We start from the raw sequence: 21,705 nt of genomic DNA on the forward strand, positions 1-21,705 counted from the left end.
TGGCGCTAGTGATCCCTCTAAATTGGCAGCTCAATATGAATACAAGCGCCCTGTTCCGGGTTGTTTTCGGCATAAATACAACCTTTATGCAGCAATACAAATTCTTTGCAAATGGCCAACCCCAATCCGGTTCCGCCAGCCCCACTGTTAGTTTTACTGCTTTGGGCAAACTTATCGAATATATGCTCCAGTTCATCTTCAGGTATGCCAACGCCCTTGTCCCGCACCAAAATATGGACATATCCCGCGTTAAGCGTAACCGTGACGGTCACTTCGCTATGCTCAGGGCTGAACTTCAGCGCGTTACCCAACAAGTTTCTCATCACCTGGGTCAGCTGCTCAGCATCACAACACAGCACAATGTTATCTTCTTGTACTTGAAGCTCGATGTGAATATGCCGCGCCATCGCCAGACCCGACACATCTTCTTTTGCGGTGTGTATTAAAGTGAGCAGATTGTGCGGTGCAGGGTTAAAGGGAAAACGACCAGCATCCAATTTAGACAAGTCGAGCAGATTGTTCAGCAGTAACAACAGGCGTTCGCCACTGGTCTCGATCCGTGACAGGTATTTCTCCAACTTGTTCACCGGTACCTCACCACATGCCAACTTATCAATCCCAAAGCGCGCGAAACTCAAAATGGAGTGCATGGGGGTTCGGAGTTCGTGAGACATATTAGCAAGAAACTCAGATTTGCTGATATTCGCCGCTTCCGCGGCTTCTTTAGCCGCCTGGAGTTGTGCCGTGCGCGCCTGAACCTCTACCTCCAGTACTTCTTTGGCCTCCTCAAGTAGTTGCTGTTTGCGTTTCAATTGGGCAACGTTCTTAAAAATCGCGGCCAAGGCAATTTCACCGTGATGGTCAATCTCAATAAATGTCCCCATCAAGGGAATGCTTGGCCCATCTTTTTGCGGTAACACCAGCTCACAATTAAAATGCCGCAATACACCACCATTATTGATGGCTTCTTTTAATGCGGTGACAGAGGCAGGTTCAAACAGGTCAAAAATGGAATGTTGTTGAAGCTGATCTCCCGGTAGTCGCAGTAAAGAAGTGCAACCATCATTGGCCTCAATCACAAAACCATCGAGATTAAACAACATGATGGGATCGGGTGTGTGCTTATAAATCACCCGTAATAAACTATCTCGCTCAATGAGGGCGTCGACCGTATCCTGCAACCGTTCAACCAACTCTTGGTTATGGCGACGTAACAACTCGCTTTGCCAGAGTTTGTGCAGCGACTGCAACAACGCCCCCTCATCAATGGGTTTAGTTAATACATCTTCAACGCCCTGACGGATGGCTTCCATCATATCCACCTGATTTTGCCGCGAGGTCATCAACAAGCAGCGTGCATCACGGTGGATCTGTCGTACCTTCTTGAAGACATCCAGACCACTCCCCTGCGCCAGGTTGAAATCACAAATCAATAAGTCAATATCATGGGTGGTTGCCTGTTGCATTGCCTCAGTAATGCAGTGTGCAGTTACGACTGTCAGTTGCGCGCCACGCAGGCTGGCCGTCAAACGCCTCAGACGGTCTTCTCGATGATCCACCAGAAGGATTTTCGGTAGTTCAAGTCGGTCATGATCACCCGTTTCAAGCACCCGTTCAAGCAAACCCGTGATTTCTTTATTGCCAAAAAATGGGTAGATCACGATGGCATTACACAGCATTCGATTTAAGCGGCTGAATGCATCAACATGCTCAGAGTTTTCTGGCTTTGGCGCGAGCAAGATTAGACGGTCGTGATCTTTTAACGCAGACAAGGCATCAAAGGTGCTATCCGGCAGTCCATGGGCAATGGCGACAACATGATACGCAAAGAAATCCTGAACCTTGTGCAACATCTGAAAATGTAAATGCACCACCTCACAGCCCAATAATTCAAATAATACCTTCAGTCTCATAGCCAGCACACTGCTGCTATCGATAATTAATACCTTGTTGTTTTCCATAACTAAATCCTGCTGTGGTAAACCAATTTACGGCGTTACTTGTTGTAACCGCTAGCATTCAGTTTAGTCAAAAATCGCTAATCCGAAATGCACGCAGGTTGAATCGCAACGCGCAGCGGTTACACTGTGAACTGACCACGTTCGTGCCACGTATACTCAGGCATTGAGTTTAAAACCGTTTCAGGGAGCCCCCGATGATAAAACCACTATTGATATCCATGGCACTGCTTGCCAGCAACGGCGCGTATGCCAGCGAGACACCAGATTTCACCAAAAGTAAGGCCTGTGATGATTTTACCGGCTATGAATTCAGAAAACTCAGATCAAAAGACACCGTCGACTTATGCGCTTTTGAGGGGAAACCATTATTAGTCGTCAATACCGCCAGTAACTGTGGGTTTACAGGTCAGTTCGATGGCCTGGAAAAACTGCACAAAGCTTATGCCGACAAAGGTCTGGTGGTACTAGGGTTTCCGTCTGACGACTTCTTTCAGGAAGAAAACGACGAAAAAGATACGGCTGAGGTCTGCTTTATCAACTACGGCGTCACCTTTACTATGATGGCAACAGGTGCCGTGCGCGGCGACGATGCCAACCCGGTGTTTCAACACTTAGGCGAACAAAGCGGTGCGCCCATGTGGAATTTCTACAAATATCTAATCTCGGCTGATCGCAAAACAATCCAGCAGTTCAATAGCCGCACCAAACCGATGTCAGAGCCTATGATAGCGGCCATCGAAAAAGAACTTGATCTTAAATAATGCGCTTTAAATCTAAGTATATTAGAATAATGTATGAGCAATAATTAACCCATCCATGGAGAGATAATGACACTAGCCAGCGCAAGACACATATTAGTCGATAACGAAGCTCAATGCCTTGAACTTAAGCAACGTATTGCAGCAGGTGAAGACTTTGCCGAGATCGCAAAACAATATTCCAGTTGCCCGTCTGGACAGGATGGGGGTGAGCTGGGTGAGTTCGGACCTGGCATGATGGTACCTGAGTTCGACAAAGTGGTATTTTCGGCACCACTCAATGAGGTGCAGGGACCGGTTCAGACGCAGTTTGGTTATCACCTGCTTGAAGTCACCAGCCGGGTCGATTAAACCACGTTTGCTACTGGCAGTATGTCTCTGTCGGTAGCTTTGCCTATGACCTCTCGGATCTATCCAGCCCCGTTCCTACCTATTTTTAATACCAACCCACATCATTCTTGAGACGAGTAAATCTCGGCGATAACGAGGTAAAAAGTTCGCTATTTAATTGTTCTAAATGAGGAATATTTAACACTGTTATCAGCAGATTTAATACCAATTTGCTTAATTAAGTGATCTATTTTGAGGCGAGAAAATAGGGTCGATAACACCGCTCTCGCGTCCTGCTATCGCTGAGGCACCTACATCCATGTAGGCGAGGCAAAAATTTGTGAACCTATGTCTTAGGTATAAGGTTCTAAATGAGAAATTTTTAACGCTGTTAGCGTCCTATTTGCTCCTTCAAATAGACCAGGTATTAAGTGAAATTGGTATAATCTCTCCAAGTGGTTATGTATTAATGTGGATTGCTTTAAGTAATGCTATAGTCATTGCGCATCTAACCACAACATAAGGATTGAGTGATGATCTTATATGGCTCGGATACATCTCCGTATGTCAGGCGCATCCGCATTTATTGTCTTCGCCACGACATTACCCTGGACTATCGCAAACTGGACATCTTTAGTGAGGAAGGCAGGGCTATCCTTCACCAGCACAATCCGGCACGTAAACTGCCGTTTCTGCTTGCTGATGATCAGGCGGTCCTGGATTCCAACGTCATTGCCCGTTACCTGCAACAAAAGTTTTCTTTGCCTCATCTCAATTGGGCACAGGAAAACCTGCTCACTATCATCAATGCCTGCAACGATTCACTGGTAGAGCTATTGCTTTGCCAGCGTTCAGAATTTGATACTCAGGATGACAAGCTGTTTTTTAACCTGCAGCGCGGGCGAATAGCTGAAACCTTGCGCGTACTGGATCAAAGCTGTCATGAAACTGTATTTTTAAACTGCGAGTATCTTCAGATCAGTTTATACTGCCTGCTGGATTGGATCCGCTTCAGAAACTTGTTCGACTTAACGCCGTACACCGCTCTGGAGCAGTTTTATGACCAATGGCAGCCTCAAGATGAGGCACGTCTTACAGATCCCAGAGCATAATACCAATTTGCTTAATTAAGGGTTCTATTTTGAGGCGAGAAAATAGGGTCGATAACAAGGCAAAAATTTGCGAACTCGTACCTTAGGTCAAGGTTCTAAATGAGAAATTTTTAACGCCGTTAGCGTCGTATTTGCTCCTTTAAATTGAACAGATATTAAGTGAAATTGGTATAAGCTCGATAACTATGGAAATACACCATGAGTGACATCGAATTAGAATCGGAAGTAGTCAATTTTGTCGTGACAGCGAAAGAGCAAGAGCAAGTTTGGGCACTAGGCTCAGATGACGGCGGCCTGGTTGTGGTTGACTCAAATCAGTTTGAAGAGTCGGACGTATTGCTACTATGGGATAATGAAGAGAACGCTCAGGCACAGTGCCGTGACGAGTGGGCAGACTTTAAACCCATTGCCATCGCGCTGGATGAGTTGCTTGACGAATGGATTGAAGATTTACGCGACGATAACGCCCTGCTGGGTCTTAACTGGAATGATGACAACGTGTGTACAGAGATCGAGCCGGTTGGTCTGGCCCGTGCTCTGTCAGAATAAGCACTTTATGCTACGCTGATCAGCGCCACTAAGGTGCCTTCAATTGAGCGCACATACGCCTGTGTGTGCTCCCCCTTTAAAGTCGGCGGTGACAACGGCTCTGCGCCCGCTGCCACGGCTTTATCATAGCTCTTTGCGACATTGTCACACCCCAAAGTTAACTCAAAGCCCAGCGCTGGCTGCTTAGGTTGGCTGCGAATGTAGCTTTGTTTAAATTGCGCCTGTGCAACCGGGTGCGTAGCAAAAGCGAGTAACACCTGTCCGGTGTCCAGTTCTCCATAGTCTCCGTCCTCGCTGAGACCACAGGCACTGAGCCCAAAGGCCTGATAGTAAAAATCCAGTACCTCTTCAACACTGTCGACGTAGATCACGGTTTTCAGAAACTGCATGGCTAAATTTCAAGCTAAATAAATATAAATAAAGCATATTTTTCGTTCAGCGTAAACCGATTTAGGATCCGGGCAGAGTTGAGACGAGCAATAAAAAAGGCGCCGTAGGCGCCCTCTTATCAAGCAATTACTGCTTATTCTTTTGTTCTTTCGTAAATGCCCTGAGTTTTCGCTTCTGCGACAGGGTCATTTTGTTGGTGCGGCCAGAGTACGGGTTATCCCCTTCACGGAACTCGATTTTAATCGGCGTTCCCATGATATTTAGCGCCTTACGATAGTAATTCATCAGATAGCGCTTATAACTGTCAGGTAAGTCATGCACCTGGTTACCATGGATCACAATACGCGGCGGGTTATAACCACCGGCATGGGCATATTTCAGCTTAACCCGGCGACCACGTACCAAAGGAGGCTGGTGATCGGCCTGCGCCATATCCATGATACGTCTCAGCATAGCTGTACTAACACGCTTGGTTGCCGATTCATAGGCTTCTTCAACAGATTCAAACAGGTGGCCAACCCCGGTGCCATGCAGCGCCGAAATGAAGTGCAGACGGGCAAAATCAATAAAGCCAAGGCGACGATCCAGTTCAGACTTAATGCGCTCTTTCACGTAGTCATCCAGACCATCCCATTTATTCACTGCGATCACCAAAGAACGCCCCGCATTCAGGGCAAAGCCCAGCAGACTGAGGTCCTGATCTGAGATACCATCTCGTGCGTCGATCACTAACAGAATGACATTGGCATCTTCAATGGCTTTTAGCGTTTTAATCACTGAAAACTTTTCGACCACATCGCTCACTTTCTTGCGCTTACGGACACCTGCGGTATCTATCAGCACATAGTCACGCTCATTGCGGGTCATCGGGATATAGATTGAGTCACGCGTCGTGCCCGGCATATCGTACACAATTACACGCTCCTCACCGAGGATACGATTAGTTAGTGTTGACTTACCCACATTGGGGCGGCCGATGATCGCCAGTTTTATGGGTTTGTCTTCAAAACCCGTTTTACCCTCTTCCGGCGCTTCTTCCCCTTCCAGGTAAAGCTCAGTCAGCAGCTCATCGTCCTGCTCAATTTCATCTTCCTCTAAGGCCAGCTCTGCAATCACCGGACCCAAAGTCGCTTCGAGTAGCTGTGTAACACCACGGCCGTGTGCAGCAGCAATGTGATACACCTCACCCAGCGCTAACTGGTAAAACTCAGCACAGTTAGAGTCTGCGTCGATGCCGTCTGTTTTATTGGCCACGACAAAGCTTTTCTTCTGCTGCTTACGCAAATGTTGTGCAATGGCCTGGTCCGCAGCAGTCATACCTGCACGGGCGTCGACCAGAAACAGCACCACATCAGCCTCTTCAATAGCCAGCAAAGACTGCTCTGCCATTTCCGTTTCGATGCCTTCTTCACTGCCATCAATACCGCCGGTATCGACCACGATAAACTCATAGCCATCATAATTTGCCTGGCCATATTTACGGTCACGTGTCAGGCCCGGAAAGTCCGCCACTAACGCATCACGCGTGCGGGTCAGACGGTTAAATAAAGTGGATTTCCCCACATTGGGTCGCCCGACGAGAGCGATCACAGGAAGCATAGACTACCTCTTTTAAAAACAACAAAAGGCTTCGCACCGCGAAGCCTTACTTCTATTCATTCAGCATATGGTGGTTACGGAATCTTTACCGCACTGACTTCACCATCGCGGGTGTACAAGATCAAGGTATCATCGACTACAATAGGCTCGACAAAAAAACCTGAACTATCAAACTCTTCACGAGAAACCAGTTGACCTGTTTGTTTATCCAGCCAATGCAGATTACCTTCCTGATCACCCACCACCAGATAATTACCAGCCACTGCTGGCGTCGTCAGATACCAACCACGTAACGCTGACTGGCTCCAACGCTCAATGCCCGACTCTCTATCTAGAGCATAGAGTACGCCTTCGCTATCTACCAAATAAATGGTATTCAGCTCAATACTGAGGTCACGGTAACTGCTGTACTCACGATCCCAAAGCACATTGCCGTTACGCACGTCCAATGCGGCCAGTTTACCATTGTAGGCGATGGTATACACGGTACTACCAACGACCACAGGCTTAGTGTCCACGTCAACCAGGCGCTCAAACTCAGAAGCACCTTTTGCCAGAGCAATGTCCGTACTCCAGGCCATGAAACCATTCTCAGCAATCAGCACCGATAACTTGCCGCTTTCTTCACCAACCAACACGCCACCATTTGCTGACGTAGGTGAACTCAGACCACGTAATGTCAGAGCCGGCACTTCTTGTTCAAACTGCCAGCGCTCCTCGCCAGTATCCGGGTGTAACGCCAGAAGTTTTCCTGAGCCAAGGTTAACGTAAACCAAACCATCTCCGGCAGCTGGGGTAGAAAGCGCCTCTCCCGGCACCGCCTTACGCCAAACGACTTCACCGGTTTCACGGTCTAAAGCAATCACTTCACCATGCTCAGAGCCAATATACAGCTTACCGTAGGCCTGCAAAATACCACCTGAAAGCTTAGCTGTGTCATCGTCTTCCCACGGCCAAAAAGCCGGGTTTTCACGCGTATCAACTTCCCACAGCGTATCGCCGCTGCTGCTATCTAGCGCTGCAACCAGACCATTTCGTTCTGCTACGTAAACCGTACTTTGATAAAAGGTGGGTGTCAGACGCGAGAAATAATGCTCAACGCCATCGCCAATAGATTCCTGCCAGACAACGTCGGTTTCAAACTGGTTTACAATTTCAGGTAACACCAGTTCCTCTTCATCATCACTTGAGGAGCATCCCAGCAATGACGCCATACATAGCGCCAATGAGGCCATAGTCAACTTCTTCATGGCGACTCCTTACAGTGCTGCTGTGCTAGCCAGATCGTCCAGTTTGATTTGTAGCAGTGGGTTATTATCACTGCCACCGGCAGTCACTGCTTTTTGATACTCATCACGCGCAGCCTCTTTCTTACCTTGCGCTAGCAGTACATCACCTTTCACCTCGGCTACCTGAGCAGCAAAGCTCTCTGGCATCGGGTTGCCAAGCGTTGCCAGCGCCGCACTATAATCTTCACGAGCAGCCTGTACTCGAGCCAGACGCAGATAAGCGGTCGCTTTTAATTCTGGTGATTTAACTGTGTCTGCAGCGAAGCTCAGCTTCTCTTGTGCAACCTCCAGTTTGCCTTGTTCAACGGCTTCTTTTGCCGCCACAAACGCAGCCAGTACCGCATAGCTCGACTCACCATTCGTTGCTAAAAAGTCATCGCTTTTGGTCAGAACGTCACCACTATCAACCAACTGGTTATAGGCTTCAGAACCTGCTTCTGCGGTGTCAATTTGATGCTGGTTATATGCTTTCCAACCATACAGACCACCCAGGCCCAGCACTGCGCCAATGATCAAAGATGTTCCATTTTCACGGAAAAATCGTTTTATTGCTTCGGCTTGTTGTTCTTCTGTTGAATAAATTTCCATTCTGACCTCTTTATTAATAGCGTAAAGCCAGTCCCTTTTTAGATAACTGGCCTGACTTTACTGCGCCAGGGCGCTTAATCCACTAACGCCGACAACAGGCTTTTTGCCTCTGCCAGTGTCAGGGTAACTTGTTCTTTGTGTTCACGGAGATACTTAACTGTCACCTTACCTTCGGCCAATTCATCTTCGCCAAAAATCAGGGCAACTTGTGCATCGCTCTTATCCGCACGTTTCAGTTGTTTTTTGAAGTTGCCGCCACCGGCATTGACCAATACGCGCAAGCCCGGGATTTCACTGCGTAGTTGTTGCGCAATGACCGGCGCCTGAATGCCAGCTTGTTCGCCCATCGCTGCAACGAACACATCGGCATTACGGCGTAATGTGCCAATACGCTCGAGCTCTTGTAACATCAGTACAAGACGCTCCATACCCATAGCAAAGCCTACAGCCGGCGTCGCTTTACCACCAACCTGCTCTACCAACCCATCATAACGCCCACCGGCACACACAGTACCTTGGGCGCCTAAGCTGTCCGTTACCCATTCGAATACGGTGCGGTTATAATAATCCAGGCCGCGTACCAGTTTTTCATTAACCTGGTATTCGACGCCAGCAGCGTCTAAACGTTCACATAAATTTGCAAAATGTTCACGCGACTCTTCGTCCAGATATTCAGACAGTTTTGGCGCGTTAACCAAAATGGCCTGCACGTCTGGGTTTTTGCTGTCCAACACACGTAACGGATTGCTATGCATGCGGCGCTTTGAATCTTCATCCAGATCCGCTTCGTGCTGTTCAAGAAACGCAATCAAGGCATCACGATAGGTTGCGCGCGCTTCGTTTGAGCCCAGAGAGTTGAGTTCCAGGCGAACAAATTCACTGATACCAAACTGCTGCCACAGGCGCGCCGTCATCAGGATCACTTCGGCGTCCATATCGGCACTTGCCACACCAAAGGTTTCTACCCCAAACTGATGGAACTGGCGGTAACGGCCCTTTTGCGGACGCTCGTGACGAAACATAGGTCCCATGTACCACAAACGCTGCTCCTGGTTATACAGTAAGCCATTCTGGTTACCGGCCCGCACACAAACCGCGGTGCCTTCAGGACGCAAGGTCAGGAGATCGCCATTACGATCTTCGAAGGTATACATTTCTTTTTCAACGATGTCGGTGACTTCACCAATTGAGCGCTTGAATAACTCGGTGGATTCCACGATAGGAAAGCGGATCTCCTGGTATCCAAAAGATGCCACTGTGTCACGTAAGATAGATTCTACCTTCTGCCAGACTTGCGTATCACCCGGCAGACAATCGTTCATACCTCGAATTGCCTGAATTTGTTTTGCCACTGAAAATCCTAGTAATCTAATTTTTTACACGAAACGGCTGGCCAAGCCCAATGACTTAGCCAGATCTGATAAACCCGCTATTATACCCAGCTCGGCTAAAACGTAAACGCTTAGTTTACCGGGTCTGCCACGCTTACTCGACTATCTTGACGTCGATTTTGGGTTCACTTTGTTGTTTTTCAACATAGCTGCGTACCTGCTCTTCCAGCTGTTCAACGATGTGATCGTTGTCGATACGCAATTTTTGACGCTCACCATTGATGTATAAGCCCGAACGGCGGTTTGCCCCAGCCAGACCCAGATCGCTCACCAAAGCTTCACCTGGACCATTTACCACACAACCAATCACAGAAACCGAAATTGGGGTTGTGATGTCTTCCAGGCGCTCTTCCAGTTGATTCATTGTGTTGACCACATCAAACTCCTGACGAGAGCAGCTTGGACAGGCGATAAAGTTAATCCCGCGCGAACGAATACGCAGCGACTTAAGAATATCAAAGCCCACTTTGACTTCCTGAACAGGATCGGCAGCCAGGGATACCCGCAGCGTATCACCAATGCCCTCTGCCAGTAGCATACCCAAGCCAACGGCTGATTTAACCGAACCGGCACGCATCCCTCCGGCTTCGGTGATCCCCAGGTGCAGTGGTTGATCAATTTCTTTGGCTAACAGGCGATATGCCCCAACCGCTAAGAAAACGTCCGACGCTTTCACCGAGACTTTAAACTGATCAAAATCGAGTCTCTGTAAGATCTCAACATGACGCATCGCTGACTCAAGCAGGGCTTCTGGCGTAGGTTCGCCATATTTCTCCTGCAGATCACGCTCCAGCGAGCCCCCATTCACTCCGATACGGATCGGGATGTTCTTTTCACGTGCAGCATCAACTACCGCACGAATACGCTCTTCATTGCCGATGTTGCCTGGGTTGATACGCAAGCAATCTACACCATATTCAGCCACTTTCAGGGCGATACGATAATCAAAATGAATGTCGGCTACCAGCGGTATCTCGGACTGTTCTTTGATGCTCTTAAACGCTTCTGCGGCTTCCATGGTTGGAACAGACACCCGCACGATGTCCGCGCCGGCATCAGCAATCGCCCGGATCTGAGCCACAGTGGCATCCACGTCCAGGGTATTGGTGTTGGTCATCGACTGTACGGCGATAGGTGCGCCGTCCCCGATGGGCACATTTCCCACATTAATACGCGTAGATTTTCTACGTTTGATCGGTGATTCTGAAAACATGACGATTACTCTGCTAACGGTAAATTAAATTTGGCTAAACGATTACGCGGCAGGCCGGAAATATCCACCGCAGCGCCATCAAGCGTGATGCTCACGGCCTGGTGTTTGCCCAGAACGACGGAAAACGGGGCCTGTCCACTGACGGTCATGGTATACCCGGCTTTCTTAACACCAAAGGCAACTCGCTCCTGACTGGCATCGAAGATCTCTACCCAGCTGTCTTCTTTAAACACCATCACAATGGTGTTCTGAACAAGCTCTGGCTGAGGGTTGGTTGCGGGCGCAGCTTGCACCTCAGCAACTTCATTGTTTTGTGCAATTGGCCTCGCTTCTGACTCTGATTGCGTAGCCATCTCGGGTGACTCTGACGCAGGTTCAGAGGTCATATCCTGGGTCGGTTTTTCGGCCTCAATGGTTATTTCGAGTTGGTTATCAGGGCCCACTGTGTCAGGCTCATCTGCCACGGTTTGCCCTGCACTTTGCTCGTTATTTTGCCCATCACCTGAAACAACATTGGCCTGAGGTATGTCACGCGCATCGCCCGGTGTGATTTCGCTCTGTGAACTGCTGTTTTGCCAGAACCAAATCGCTGAGCTGCCCACGACCAGAATTAAGACCGCATAACTGAACCACATCAGACGGTTGTCATGCGCTTCTTTCTCCGTGCGGCGAGAGAAGCTCTTCATTTTGCCTTTTTGCTCAGGTACAACTGGAGACTGGTACAACTTCAGTGTTTCCTGCGCATCCAGGCCCAGTAAATGACAGTAACTTTTGATGTAGCCCCGTACAAAAGTTTCCGGGCCCAAATTCTGATAGTCATCCTGCTCTAATTTGTTGATCTGAGTTTCACTGAGCTTCAGCCGTGTGGTGATCTCTTCATAGCTAACGCCTCTGTCATGTCTGGCTTTGGCCAACGTTTGTCCAAGCGACAGTAAATCGCTGCTATTTTCTGTGTCTAATTCTGCTTCGTTCATAAGGTATAGTTGTCTGGATCCACGATTAAGAGATGCCGTCCTGGTTGTAAGACAATATCCGGGGTCAATTTATTCCACCGCATCAGGTCGTCAATCTGGAGATTATATTCTATTGCAATGTCGAACAGTGACTGCCCCTGGCCTATGGTGTGTACGATCTTCGGATCGTTCAAATACACCACCTGACCAATCGACAGCTGGTCCGACTCACGTAAATTATTCCACGCCATCAGCTTTTCTAACTTCAGGTTATACTTCACTGAGACACTAAAGAGATTCTCCCCCAATCTGATGATGTGCTGAGGAATGCTAGGGAGCATCAGATCAGTATTCAGCAGACCACCAACAGCACGGCCTTGTAGATTCTCTGTCACAGGCTCTGCGGGAAGTTGCGCAAGCCAGCTATCTGCGGGCTTATCGTTTAATACGGCCGAGTCCCTGGAGCGTGCAGAAGGCGCTGAAAAGGCAATATCAGTCGGATCGGGCTCATAAAATACCACCTGCCCTCTTGTATCTGATGCCACTAAATTAACTGTGTCTGCAGCCTTATCAGGTACCCTCTGAGCCGTTACTGTATCCCGCGCGGGTGAATTCTGAGTGAACTGCTGTTTACGCAACGAACGGGCTGGTGTCGGAGCCAGTTGCTGAGTCGGTTCAGGGGCAACTGACGCAAGCGCAAGTTGCTGAGGCCGAGGGCTGGCCTGTTCGACTTTACGACGTACCTTGATTTTGGGTTCCGCCACCAAATGCGTTGGCGACTTATGGGTAATTTTTGTCAACTGAGCCTGACGATACTGCTCTTTCAGGCGCTCAAACTCGCTGTCTTTAAGGCGTTGCTGGAGCACCAATGCCGCCTGAGGAGAATCCGGATAAGTTTGTAACAGCAAGGTAGCGGTTTCTTCTGCTTGTTGCAAATGGCCTTTGCGCACTTCCAGTAAATGAGACAGCAATAACCCACGCGCAGAGACAAACCCACGATCGCCATACACTTTCAGTATTTCCTCTGCGCGATGCAGCTCACTTTTCGCATAGTGTAAGCCGGCCATCAATAGCAAAGTCGACGGACGCTGCCCATTGTGTTTTTCAGCACTACCCAGATACTCCAGCGCCAGCTCGAAATTATCCTGACGCAATGCACACATCGCGAGGTTTTCGTAACTTTGCGCAACACGGATATAGCTCGGTATGTCAATGGCTTTGAGCAGCTGCTCAGTCGCTGCATCATATTTGCCGATACGACACAGGAAAGTACCGTAATTATTGAGCGTGTTTGGATCTTTGGGGGCAAGTATCAGGGCTTTCTGATAGGCTTGCTCGGCGCGCGCATTCTCCCCTACCTGCTCGTAATAATAGGCCAGTGAGTAGTGAGCTTCGGGCAATTGCGGTGCCAATGTCAGCGCCCGTTCGAGATTAAACTTGGCTTGGGTATTATTGCCATTCGCCAGATATTGTAGCGCCAGTGAGATACGCGTTTTAGCAGCATCTTCACGGCTCGCCTTACTCTGCACAACCGGCTTATCGCTGTTGGCATAACGCGTTTCGGTCACACAACCACTGAGTGTCATGCCCAGTATCAACAGCAACCCGGTACGGGCAATCTGAGCACGCTTTGAGACCTCAAAGGAGAAGCTTTTTACCAATGAAAACATAGCTGAACTAAACACTTTAGTTAAAAGCGCGCATTGACAAGTCACAATTGGCGCAAGGCCGCAGGCATAGCTCACCAGAGCGCTGTTGATCTATGCCCATATATTACCCGAATGCGTTCGAGTTTCACCCTTTTTTTAGCCAACCTTCACAGCTATGGCGTTGTCTTCCAGCTGCTTTTTCTTCGCAAGACGCTTGGTTCTGTCGACCACATCACCAACCAGCTGACCACAAGCGGCATCGATATCATCACCACGAGTGCGGCGGACAATACAGGTTAAGCCGGCTGCCTGAAGTACCTTAGAGAAACGGTCGATTCGGCTGTTACTAGAACGCCCATACTCATTGCCCGGGAACGGGTTGAATGGGATCAGGTTAATTTTAGATGGAGTGCCTTTTAACACCTGAACTAATTCATGGGCATGATCTGTGCTGTCGTTCACGCCCTGCAACATAACGTACTCAATGGTAACGTCTTTATTGGCTTTCGAACCATCAATGTAACGACGACAGGCCGCCAGAAACTCTTCAATTGGATACTTTTTATTGATCGGCACCAACTCATCGCGCAGCGGGTTATTTGGCGCATGCAGAGAAATCGCCAACGCCACATCAATTTTTTCTTTCAGAATATCCAGCGCTGGTACCACACCCGATGTACTCAGAGTGACACGACGCTTAGACAAACCAAATGCCCAGTCATCCATCATCAGTTCCATGGCAGGCACTACATTGTTGATGTTGAGCAGCGGTTCACCCATGCCCATCATCACTACATTGGTGATCGGGCGCTTAGTACTGTCGCCATCGTGCAAACCGATGTCTTTGGCCACCCGCCACACCTGGCCAATGATCTCACTGACCTTGAGGTTACGGTTAAAACCCTGCTGTGCCGTTGAGCAGAAGGTACACTCTAGTGCACAGCCAACCTGAGACGACACACACAAAGTGGCACGGTCTTTTTCCGGGATCCACACAGTCTCCACTTCCTGTCCGCCATCCAGTACAAGCGCGTACTTAATGGTGCCATCGCTGGCTTGCTGGCGTACCGAGATCTCAGGTGCACGGATCTCACATTCTGCCTGCAATTTGGCGCGCAGCTTTTTGTTAATGTTGCTCATGTCATCGAAGTTATCGATGCCGAAGTGGTAAATCCATTTCATGACCTGATCGGCGCGAAACGGTTTTTCACCGTATGATGCAAACAATTCGCGCATCCCCTCGCGATTTAAATCAAGTAAGTTAATTTTTTTCTCAGTCGTAGTCATGAAACAACCCCAGATCAGATGACGGCCAGTGCAAATTTAATAAAGCGCCAAATTGTACAAAATTCAACCAACGCTTTCAAATCTGAATACTTTGCTAAGCCCGCTGCATGTTGCATTCAGGCTTAGTAAAATACATCAGGGACGAAAAAAGGGCGCTAAGGCCCTTCTTTCATGTCACAGTGCCCGAATTAACGAGTACGTGCGCACAGCTCTTCTTCAGTGAAGAAGTAAGCGATTTCACGTGCAGCAGACTCTGGAGCGTCTGAACCGTGTACCGCATTTTCGTCGATGCTGTCAGCGTAATCAGCACGTAGCGTACCCGCTAGCGCTTCAGCTGGGTTAGTAGCACCCATGATTTCGCGGTTTTTACGGATTGCATCTTCACCTTCAAGTACCTGAACCATTACAGGACCAGATGTCATGAACTCAACCAAAGCACCGAAGAAAGGACGCTCTTTGTGCTCAGCGTAGAAACCTTCCGCTTTCTCTTGAGAAAGGTGGATCATTTTAGCTGCAACGATCTTCAGACCAGCAGACTCGAAACGGTTGTAGATTGCACCGATGTGGTTTTTAGCTACCGCATCAGGCTTAACGATTGAAAAAGTACGCTCTAAAGCCATCTTTTTTGCTCCAAAATGAAATTAATGAATTTATACGGGCGCGAATTATACGCGTTTTAGATGTAAAAACCTACTATTTCCGTCCCGCTTTGATTTTGTGTGAAACGCAACCTGCCATTACAGCATCTGATTCAGCTATCCCGCAGATCCGGGAAAACCTGATCCAGGTCAAATCATTCTGACAAACCTTGCCCTATACTGCGCCGCTTTTTGATTTAACCCAATTGTCCAAGTACTTGTACTACTTTGAAGTACAGGCAAAACTGGCGATTGATTTACCCCAACAGCTGACCCGTAATCAGTTCAATGTATGAGGTTTGAGATGTTTGTACCTGAGCTCCTTTCACCCGCAGGTAGTTTAAAGAATATGCGTTACGCTTTTGCGTATGGTGCCGATGCCGTTTATGCCGGCCAGCCACGCTATAGCCTGCGCGTGCGTAACAATGAATTCGATCTGGCCAATCTCGAAATTGGCATCAACGAAGCCCACCAGCAAAATAAAAAGCTGTATGTGGTGTCTAACATTGCCCCGCATAACGGCAAGGTGAAAACCTACCTGCGTGATATTGAGCCCGTCATTGCCATGCAACCGGATGCACTGATCATGTCAGATCCCGGACTCATTATGCTGGTACGTGAAAAATGGCCCGACATGCCCATCCATTTGTCCGTTCAGGCCAACGCTGTTAACTATGCCGCCGTACAATTCTGGGCAAAACAAGGGATCGAGCGCGTGATCCTGTCACGGGAACTGTCACTGGAAGAAATTGCCGAAATCCGCACTTTGTGCCCGAATACCGAATTAGAAGTGTTCGTACATGGTGCACTGTGCATGGCTTACTCCGGGCGCTGTCTGCTGTCAGGCTACATCAATAAACGCGACCCAAACCAGGGCACCTGTACCAATGCCTGTCGCTGGAGTTACGATGTTAAGCCTGGACAAGAAACGGCAACGGGCGATGTAGTGCATAAAATTGACCCTCATCAGGTAATCCCAACCCTGGGAGACGGACAGCCCACTGATCAGGTGTTTATGCTCGAAGAGCAAGGTCGTCCGGGAGAATATATGCCAGCATTTGAAGATGAGCATGGCACTTATATCATGAACTCCAAGGATCTACGTGCCGTACAATATGTTGACCAGCTGACCAAGATGGGGGTGCACAGTCTGAAAATAGAGGGCCGTACTAAATCTTTTTACTATGTTGCCAGAACCGCGCAGGTGTATCGTCGTGCCATTGACGATGCCGTCGCTGGCAAACCTTTCGATCCTTCATTGATGCGTACACTGGAAAATCTGGCACACCGGGGTTATACCGAAGGCTTCCTGAAACGCCATGCGCACCAGGAATACCAAAACTACGACTATGGCCACTCCGTGTCGGATCAACAGCAGTTTGTTGGTGAGATTTTGGGCCGTCACGACAATGGCCTGGTGGAAATTGACGTCAAAAACAAATTCTGTACCGGTCACAGCCTGGAGCTCATGACGCCCCAGGGCAATATCAGCTTTACTCTGGAGCACATGGAAAACAAAAAAGGCGAGCTGATCAGCGATGCCAAGGGCTCTGGCCACATAGTTAAAATTCCACTGCCTGAAGACATTGACCTCAATCATGCCATTTTGATGCGTAATCTGGGTGCCCAGGAAGACACCCGTAACCCGTTTAAAAAAGCCTGAGCTGGTCAAAACGGAGCGTGAACAATGGCGTTACTGATCAACAGTAAATGTATTAACTGCGATATGTGTGACCCGGAATGTCCTAACCAGGCCATTTATATGGGTGAAAAAATCTACCAGATAGACCCGGAAAAATGTACCGAATGTGTTGGGCACTATGACCAGCCAACCTGTGTGAGCGTCTGCCCGATAGATTGTATTAAGCCCGACCCTGCACATCGCGAAAGCCTCGATACCCTGGCCGAGAAGTACCTTAAGCTTACCGGTCAGAACTGAACCCAGAAAAAGCGCCCGACGGCGCTTTTTCTTTTCCCAACCCCCTGTTATTACTCGCAGACAGTAAACTCAAACAGCCATGTCCATCGTATTACATTGTGGTTAATCGAGTACAGTTCGATTGCAAAACCCAAGGGCTGTGCCAGACTTGCTTAGATATCCGACTCTTAAACAGGGAGCTTTTATGCCTGGCTGCAAAACATGTCGTTGCCATACCGATTATCACATGGATATTACCATGGCGATGCAACCAATCGTGGACCTGCGCAGCCGACAAGTTTACGCCTATGAAGCCTTGGTCAGAGGGACACAGGGACAATCAGCCGGGCAAGTGCTATCCCAGGTAACGGAAGACAGTAAATATTATTTCGATCAACTGTGCCGCACAACCGCCATTGAGATGATGGCCAAACTCAGCGACACCGCCAAACTGTCTATCAACTTTTTACCCAACGCCATTTACGACCCCCAAACCTGCTTACGTAAAACGCTCGAAGCCGCCGACCAATTCAATCTGGCCAAAGAGCGCATTATTTTCGAAGTCTCGGAGCAGGAGCATCTGACCGATCCTGACAAACTCATCGACATTGCTAATACCTACAATAAAAATGGCTTTAAAGTTGCGCTGGACGATTTTGGTGCCGGTTACGCTGGCATTGAAGTACTGCATCGTTTTCAGCCCGATATCATCAAGCTCGATATTGCGCTGATCAATGGGATAGCAAAGGACCCGGTTAAGCAGGCCATTGTAGACGGTGTGTGCCTGATGGCGCGCCGGTTGAATATCGACTTAGTAGTAGAAGGCGTTGAAACCGAAGACGATTATAGGTGCCTGTGCGATTTAGGCGTTTACCTGATGCAAGGTTATTTATTTGCCAAGCCAGTGGTTGCCACTTTGCCCCAACCGAGCTTTCCCACATCGCCGTAATACGCTCCAAGTAAGGACGACTCACATGGAAACCAACAGCTTTGAATCTTTTTTTCATGATGCCTACATGCCACACGGGCATTGTTACTTGTGGCAACCTCATTTGCTATGGGGTAATGTCATCTCCGATTTACTGATTGCCACCGCTTACTTCTCAATCCCCATCGCAATCATGATTTTTGCCAAAAAGCGGCCGGATGTTGGCGGGCACTGGCTGTTTGTGTTGTTTTCAAGCTTTATCCTGCTGTGTGGACTGACCCATTTGATAGGCATTTATACCGTCTGGCAAGGCGCATATGGCATGCATGCCCTCGCCAAAATGGCCACTGCGCTAGTCTCTATCACCACCGCCGTGTACATGTTTCGCCTGATCCCCAGTGCAGTTGCCATTCCTACCCCGAATCAACTTCAGGGCGTGTCCCGTAAGCTCGATAAAGTCACTCAGGAAAAGTACCGGCTGGACTCCAAGCTGGCTGAGCACGAGTTGACCCATTTTATTCTCAATACCCTGCCCGCAAGTATTGTCGTACTCGATGACACATTTAGGATCACGCAGTGTAACCCCCACTTCCTCAAGACCTTAGGCCTCAAAGACAATCAGCCAAACGGGCAGTCCCTGAGCGAATTAATCGAGTTCAGCGACCCCTTTACCACCATAGACACATTGGCCCACAAGTTAAGTAATGCTGACACAGCTGAGCTGGCGACTTTGTGCCACATCAAAGTGGAAAAAAAACCCGCTATTCCGATGGAAATGAAACTCGTTAAAGCACAGTTTGAAGAACAAAGTGTGGTGCTGGCGCTGTTTAATAACCTGAGTACCCTGAAAAGTACCGAGCGGGCACTCAAAGAATCTGATAAAAAAATGCGTCGGGCTGTCAATGCCACCGCCGATGGTATCTGGGAATGGAATGTGGTTACCGGCGAGGTCAGTTACTCGCCCAGACTGATGGCCATGATAGGTAAAGCCAATATCGAACACCCAAGCTATGAAGATTGGTATGAGCATATTCACCCGGAGCATCGTTTACGAGTGGAACAGGCCATTGAACAGCATTTCCAAAGCAAAGAGCAATATCAGGTGGAATACCAGGGCCGCAACGAACATGGCGAATTTAGCTGGTTTCTTGCCGTGGGCAACAGCCAGTTTGATGAGCAAGGCAAACCTCTGTTAATGTCCGGTGCACTGCGCAACATCGAGTCCAGCAAAATACTGGAACGCCAGATCAGTGAAAAAACCAACATTTTAAACGCCATTTATAATGGTGCCAGCCAGGCCATTTGGCTGTTACAGGTCGAATCGGATGGCGACTTTACCTTTTTAGAGTTTAACCCGACCGCCTGTCAGCGGGCCTCCATTAAGCTTGAAGGCATTCAGTTCAAGCGCCTGTCAGAACTGCGCGGTAAAATGTTTGATGATCAGATCCTTGATCACATTCAGGATAACTATCAGACCTGTTGCGAGCTCAAAAAGCCACTGGAATATATTGAGATGTTACCTACCCATGACCAGGAGCTCTGGTATCAGACAACACTTTACCCGCTGCTCAACAGCGAGGGAAAAGTTACTAAGCTGGTTGGCACCGCCATTGACATCACAGCACGCAAATACGCCGAAACCGAGCTGCAGGAAAGCCAGCAATTTTTGCAGCGCATCATAGACTCCGCCGTATGCGGTTTATACTTGTATGATTTGAAGCAGCAGGCCAATGTGAAAATTAATCGCAGATACACACACCTGCTTGGCTATACCTTGCAGGAGCTGGAAAATTGTCACTTCATGAACCTGTTTCACCCGCAAGAACACGCACTGCTAGATGCACACATGAAAGAAGTCAGCGCCAGCCAGAATGGAGACTTAATCCCGCTCACCTATCGCTTTATGCACAAACAAGGTCACTGGGTTTGGTGCTATTCACTAGACACCATAGTCACCCGCGATGAACAGGGTGAACCTGAGCTCATGTTGGGTACTTTTGTAGATATCACGGAGCAAACCAATTTACAGAGTGAATTACAAGAGTCTCAAGCTGACCTGGCATATTTTGCATCTATTGTTTCGCGCGATGTGCACGAACCACTGAGTAAAATTGCTGTGCTTTGTGACAGTTTATCCCAGCATTTGGCACAGACTCTGAAAACAAACGACAAGGCCGCTTTAGAAGTAGGCCAGATCCTAGATACAACCGAGCGCATGCGTACCGTGATACCGGAACTACTCACACTATCCCGACTGCATGAACATCAGTTAACACTTACTCGGGTTTCCCTCAACAGCCTGATCGCAAAAGCCTGTGACCAGCTGAGTAATAATATTGCAGCAAGTCACGCACAAATTATGTGTGACACACCGGATTGCGAGCTGCAAGTCGATGACACTTTGTTTATTCAGGTCTGGCAAAATTTAATTGCCAACAGCATTCAGTTTTGTGATGACAATCACACCCCCAGCGTGCGGATCAGTGCTGAGCACGAAGGTGAAACTATCATCCTACACTATCAGGATAATGGCATCGGCATACCGCAGCAGCTCAGTCAACAAACCTTTACTTCCAACCACAGCCCCAACGGCAACAGTCATAATGGCGACAGCCTTAATGGCAGCGGGGTTAGTCTGTCTCTGTGTAAAAAGATAATCAATCTGCACAACGGGCAAATTACGTGTATCGACAACGCACAGGGCGGTACACATTTATTGATAACACTTAAACAGCCAGAGGAATAATGGAGATCGTTTTAGCACAAGGTGATCAAGCTGACATACACTTCTGTTGGCCACACAGCCTCAGGAGACTTATGTCACGGTATTAAACAAGGGTGCTGAGTTTATTAAATTGGGCGGATAAAACCATTTATCACGCCAAGCCTCGGATGCTATTTTTTACTTGCTCAACACTTGCCTGCCTGAACTCTGCTACAAAGCTAATAACCACTCATGTAGTGGGTCAACATCTGGTGCTCTATTACCACAACGACAATGATACTTGTCAGCAACCAGTCCACCTCCCTATAAATGAAATAAAAATGTAAACAATAAGAAACAAAAGCGAATTACAGAGCAAAAACTCAAATTGTACATTTATTAAACAAAAGGATATACCTGACTGTGCACTCACCTTAATAAGGATACA

Annotated in this window: 19 protein-coding genes; 8 read left to right on the forward strand and 11 right to left on the reverse strand. The window is 48.4% G+C overall.

The genetic code is table 11. From position 1 onward, the window contains the following. Positions 1–17: 17 nt before the first annotated feature. A complete protein-coding gene (locus IY568_RS11130; RefSeq protein ID WP_138538722.1) occupies positions 18–1,961 on the reverse strand; it encodes an ATP-binding protein in 1,944 nt (647 codons plus the stop codon). Between the two features lie 194 nt (positions 1,962–2,155). Here IY568_RS11130 and IY568_RS11135 point away from each other — a divergent pair, with 194 nt between their 5' ends. The 4 genes from IY568_RS11135 (at position 2,156) to IY568_RS11150 (ending at position 4,710) form a co-directional block, all read left to right on the forward strand. Beyond that, positions 2,156–2,722 carry a glutathione peroxidase gene (locus tag IY568_RS11135; protein ID WP_010383962.1) on the forward strand — a complete coding sequence of 189 codons (567 nt, stop codon included), beginning with the start codon at positions 2,156–2,158 and terminating at the stop codon, positions 2,720–2,722. 66 nt (positions 2,723–2,788) lie between these two features. Next, complete coding sequence (locus tag IY568_RS11140) at positions 2,789–3,070, forward strand: peptidylprolyl isomerase (protein ID WP_125560779.1); 282 nt, start codon at positions 2,789–2,791, stop codon at positions 3,068–3,070. Between the two features lie 512 nt (positions 3,071–3,582). Next, the gene (locus tag IY568_RS11145; protein ID WP_125560781.1) at positions 3,583–4,161 is read left to right on the forward strand and encodes a glutathione S-transferase family protein; all 579 of its coding nucleotides are present in this window, start codon (positions 3,583–3,585) and stop codon (positions 4,159–4,161) included. A gap of 198 nt (positions 4,162–4,359) precedes the next feature. Next, positions 4,360–4,710, forward strand: coding sequence for a DUF2750 domain-containing protein (locus IY568_RS11150; protein WP_010383956.1), 351 nt, complete (start codon positions 4,360–4,362; stop codon positions 4,708–4,710). Positions 4,711–4,715: 5 nt separating this feature from the next. Here the strand turns inward: IY568_RS11150 and IY568_RS11155 are convergent, their stop codons facing one another. The 10 genes from IY568_RS11155 to ndk form a co-directional block, all read right to left on the reverse strand. Then, entirely contained in the window at positions 4,716–5,099 is a 384-nt protein-coding gene (locus IY568_RS11155; protein ID WP_194867566.1) for a VOC family protein, read from the reverse strand. A gap of 127 nt (positions 5,100–5,226) precedes the next feature. Further along, a complete protein-coding gene (gene der, locus IY568_RS11160; RefSeq protein WP_125560786.1) occupies positions 5,227–6,699 on the reverse strand; it encodes a ribosome biogenesis GTPase Der in 1,473 nt (490 codons plus the stop codon). A 74-nt stretch (positions 6,700–6,773) separates the two neighbouring features. Next, positions 6,774–7,949, reverse strand: a complete 1,176-nt coding sequence (bamB, locus tag IY568_RS11165; protein ID WP_125560788.1) for an outer membrane protein assembly factor BamB — start codon at positions 7,947–7,949, stop codon at positions 6,774–6,776. A 9-nt stretch (positions 7,950–7,958) separates the two neighbouring features. Continuing rightward, positions 7,959–8,576 carry a YfgM family protein gene (locus IY568_RS11170; protein ID WP_194867567.1) on the reverse strand — a complete coding sequence of 206 codons (618 nt, stop codon included), beginning with the start codon at positions 8,574–8,576 and terminating at the stop codon, positions 7,959–7,961. A 74-nt stretch (positions 8,577–8,650) separates the two neighbouring features. Then, entirely contained in the window at positions 8,651–9,928 is a 1,278-nt protein-coding gene (gene hisS, locus IY568_RS11175) for a histidine--tRNA ligase (protein ID WP_125560792.1), read from the reverse strand. A gap of 133 nt (positions 9,929–10,061) precedes the next feature. After that, a complete protein-coding gene (ispG, locus tag IY568_RS11180) occupies positions 10,062–11,180 on the reverse strand; it encodes a flavodoxin-dependent (E)-4-hydroxy-3-methylbut-2-enyl-diphosphate synthase (RefSeq protein WP_125560794.1) in 1,119 nt (372 codons plus the stop codon). Between the two features lie 5 nt (positions 11,181–11,185). Next, on the reverse strand, positions 11,186–12,154 hold the full coding sequence (locus IY568_RS11185) for a RodZ domain-containing protein (RefSeq protein ID WP_138538718.1): 969 nt from the start codon (positions 12,152–12,154) through the stop codon (positions 11,186–11,188). Then, complete coding sequence (gene pilW, locus IY568_RS11190; protein ID WP_194867568.1) at positions 12,151–13,803, reverse strand: type IV pilus biogenesis/stability protein PilW; 1,653 nt, start codon at positions 13,801–13,803, stop codon at positions 12,151–12,153. Before pilW ends, IY568_RS11185 begins: the two co-directional genes overlap by 4 nt. A 135-nt stretch (positions 13,804–13,938) precedes the next feature. Further along, positions 13,939–15,069 (reverse strand): bifunctional tRNA (adenosine(37)-C2)-methyltransferase TrmG/ribosomal RNA large subunit methyltransferase RlmN, encoded by a 1,131-nt coding sequence (locus IY568_RS11195; RefSeq protein WP_010383939.1) that lies wholly within the window; start codon positions 15,067–15,069, stop codon positions 13,939–13,941. Positions 15,070–15,257: 188 nt separating this feature from the next. Beyond that, complete coding sequence (gene ndk / locus IY568_RS11200; RefSeq protein ID WP_010383936.1) at positions 15,258–15,689, reverse strand: nucleoside-diphosphate kinase; 432 nt, start codon at positions 15,687–15,689, stop codon at positions 15,258–15,260. Between the two features lie 322 nt (positions 15,690–16,011). Here ndk and yegQ point away from each other — a divergent pair, with 322 nt between their 5' ends. From yegQ to IY568_RS11220, 4 genes are all read left to right on the forward strand, one after another. Next, positions 16,012–17,370, forward strand: a complete 1,359-nt coding sequence (gene yegQ / locus IY568_RS11205) for a tRNA 5-hydroxyuridine modification protein YegQ (RefSeq protein WP_194867569.1) — start codon at positions 16,012–16,014, stop codon at positions 17,368–17,370. 24 nt (positions 17,371–17,394) lie between these two features. Beyond that, complete coding sequence (locus IY568_RS11210) at positions 17,395–17,646, forward strand: YfhL family 4Fe-4S dicluster ferredoxin (RefSeq protein WP_125560802.1); 252 nt, start codon at positions 17,395–17,397, stop codon at positions 17,644–17,646. Between the two features lie 184 nt (positions 17,647–17,830). Next, positions 17,831–18,574, forward strand: a complete 744-nt coding sequence (locus IY568_RS11215) for an EAL domain-containing protein (RefSeq protein ID WP_125560804.1) — start codon at positions 17,831–17,833, stop codon at positions 18,572–18,574. A 25-nt stretch (positions 18,575–18,599) separates the two neighbouring features. Beyond that, on the forward strand, positions 18,600–21,299 hold the full coding sequence (locus tag IY568_RS11220; RefSeq protein WP_194867570.1) for a PAS domain-containing protein: 2,700 nt from the start codon (positions 18,600–18,602) through the stop codon (positions 21,297–21,299). Positions 21,300–21,705 lie beyond the last annotated feature (406 nt).

Origin of the sequence: Pseudoalteromonas sp. PPB1, from assembly GCF_015356275.1 — a bacterium.
GTDB lineage: Bacteria > Pseudomonadota > Gammaproteobacteria > Enterobacterales > Alteromonadaceae > Pseudoalteromonas > Pseudoalteromonas rubra_D.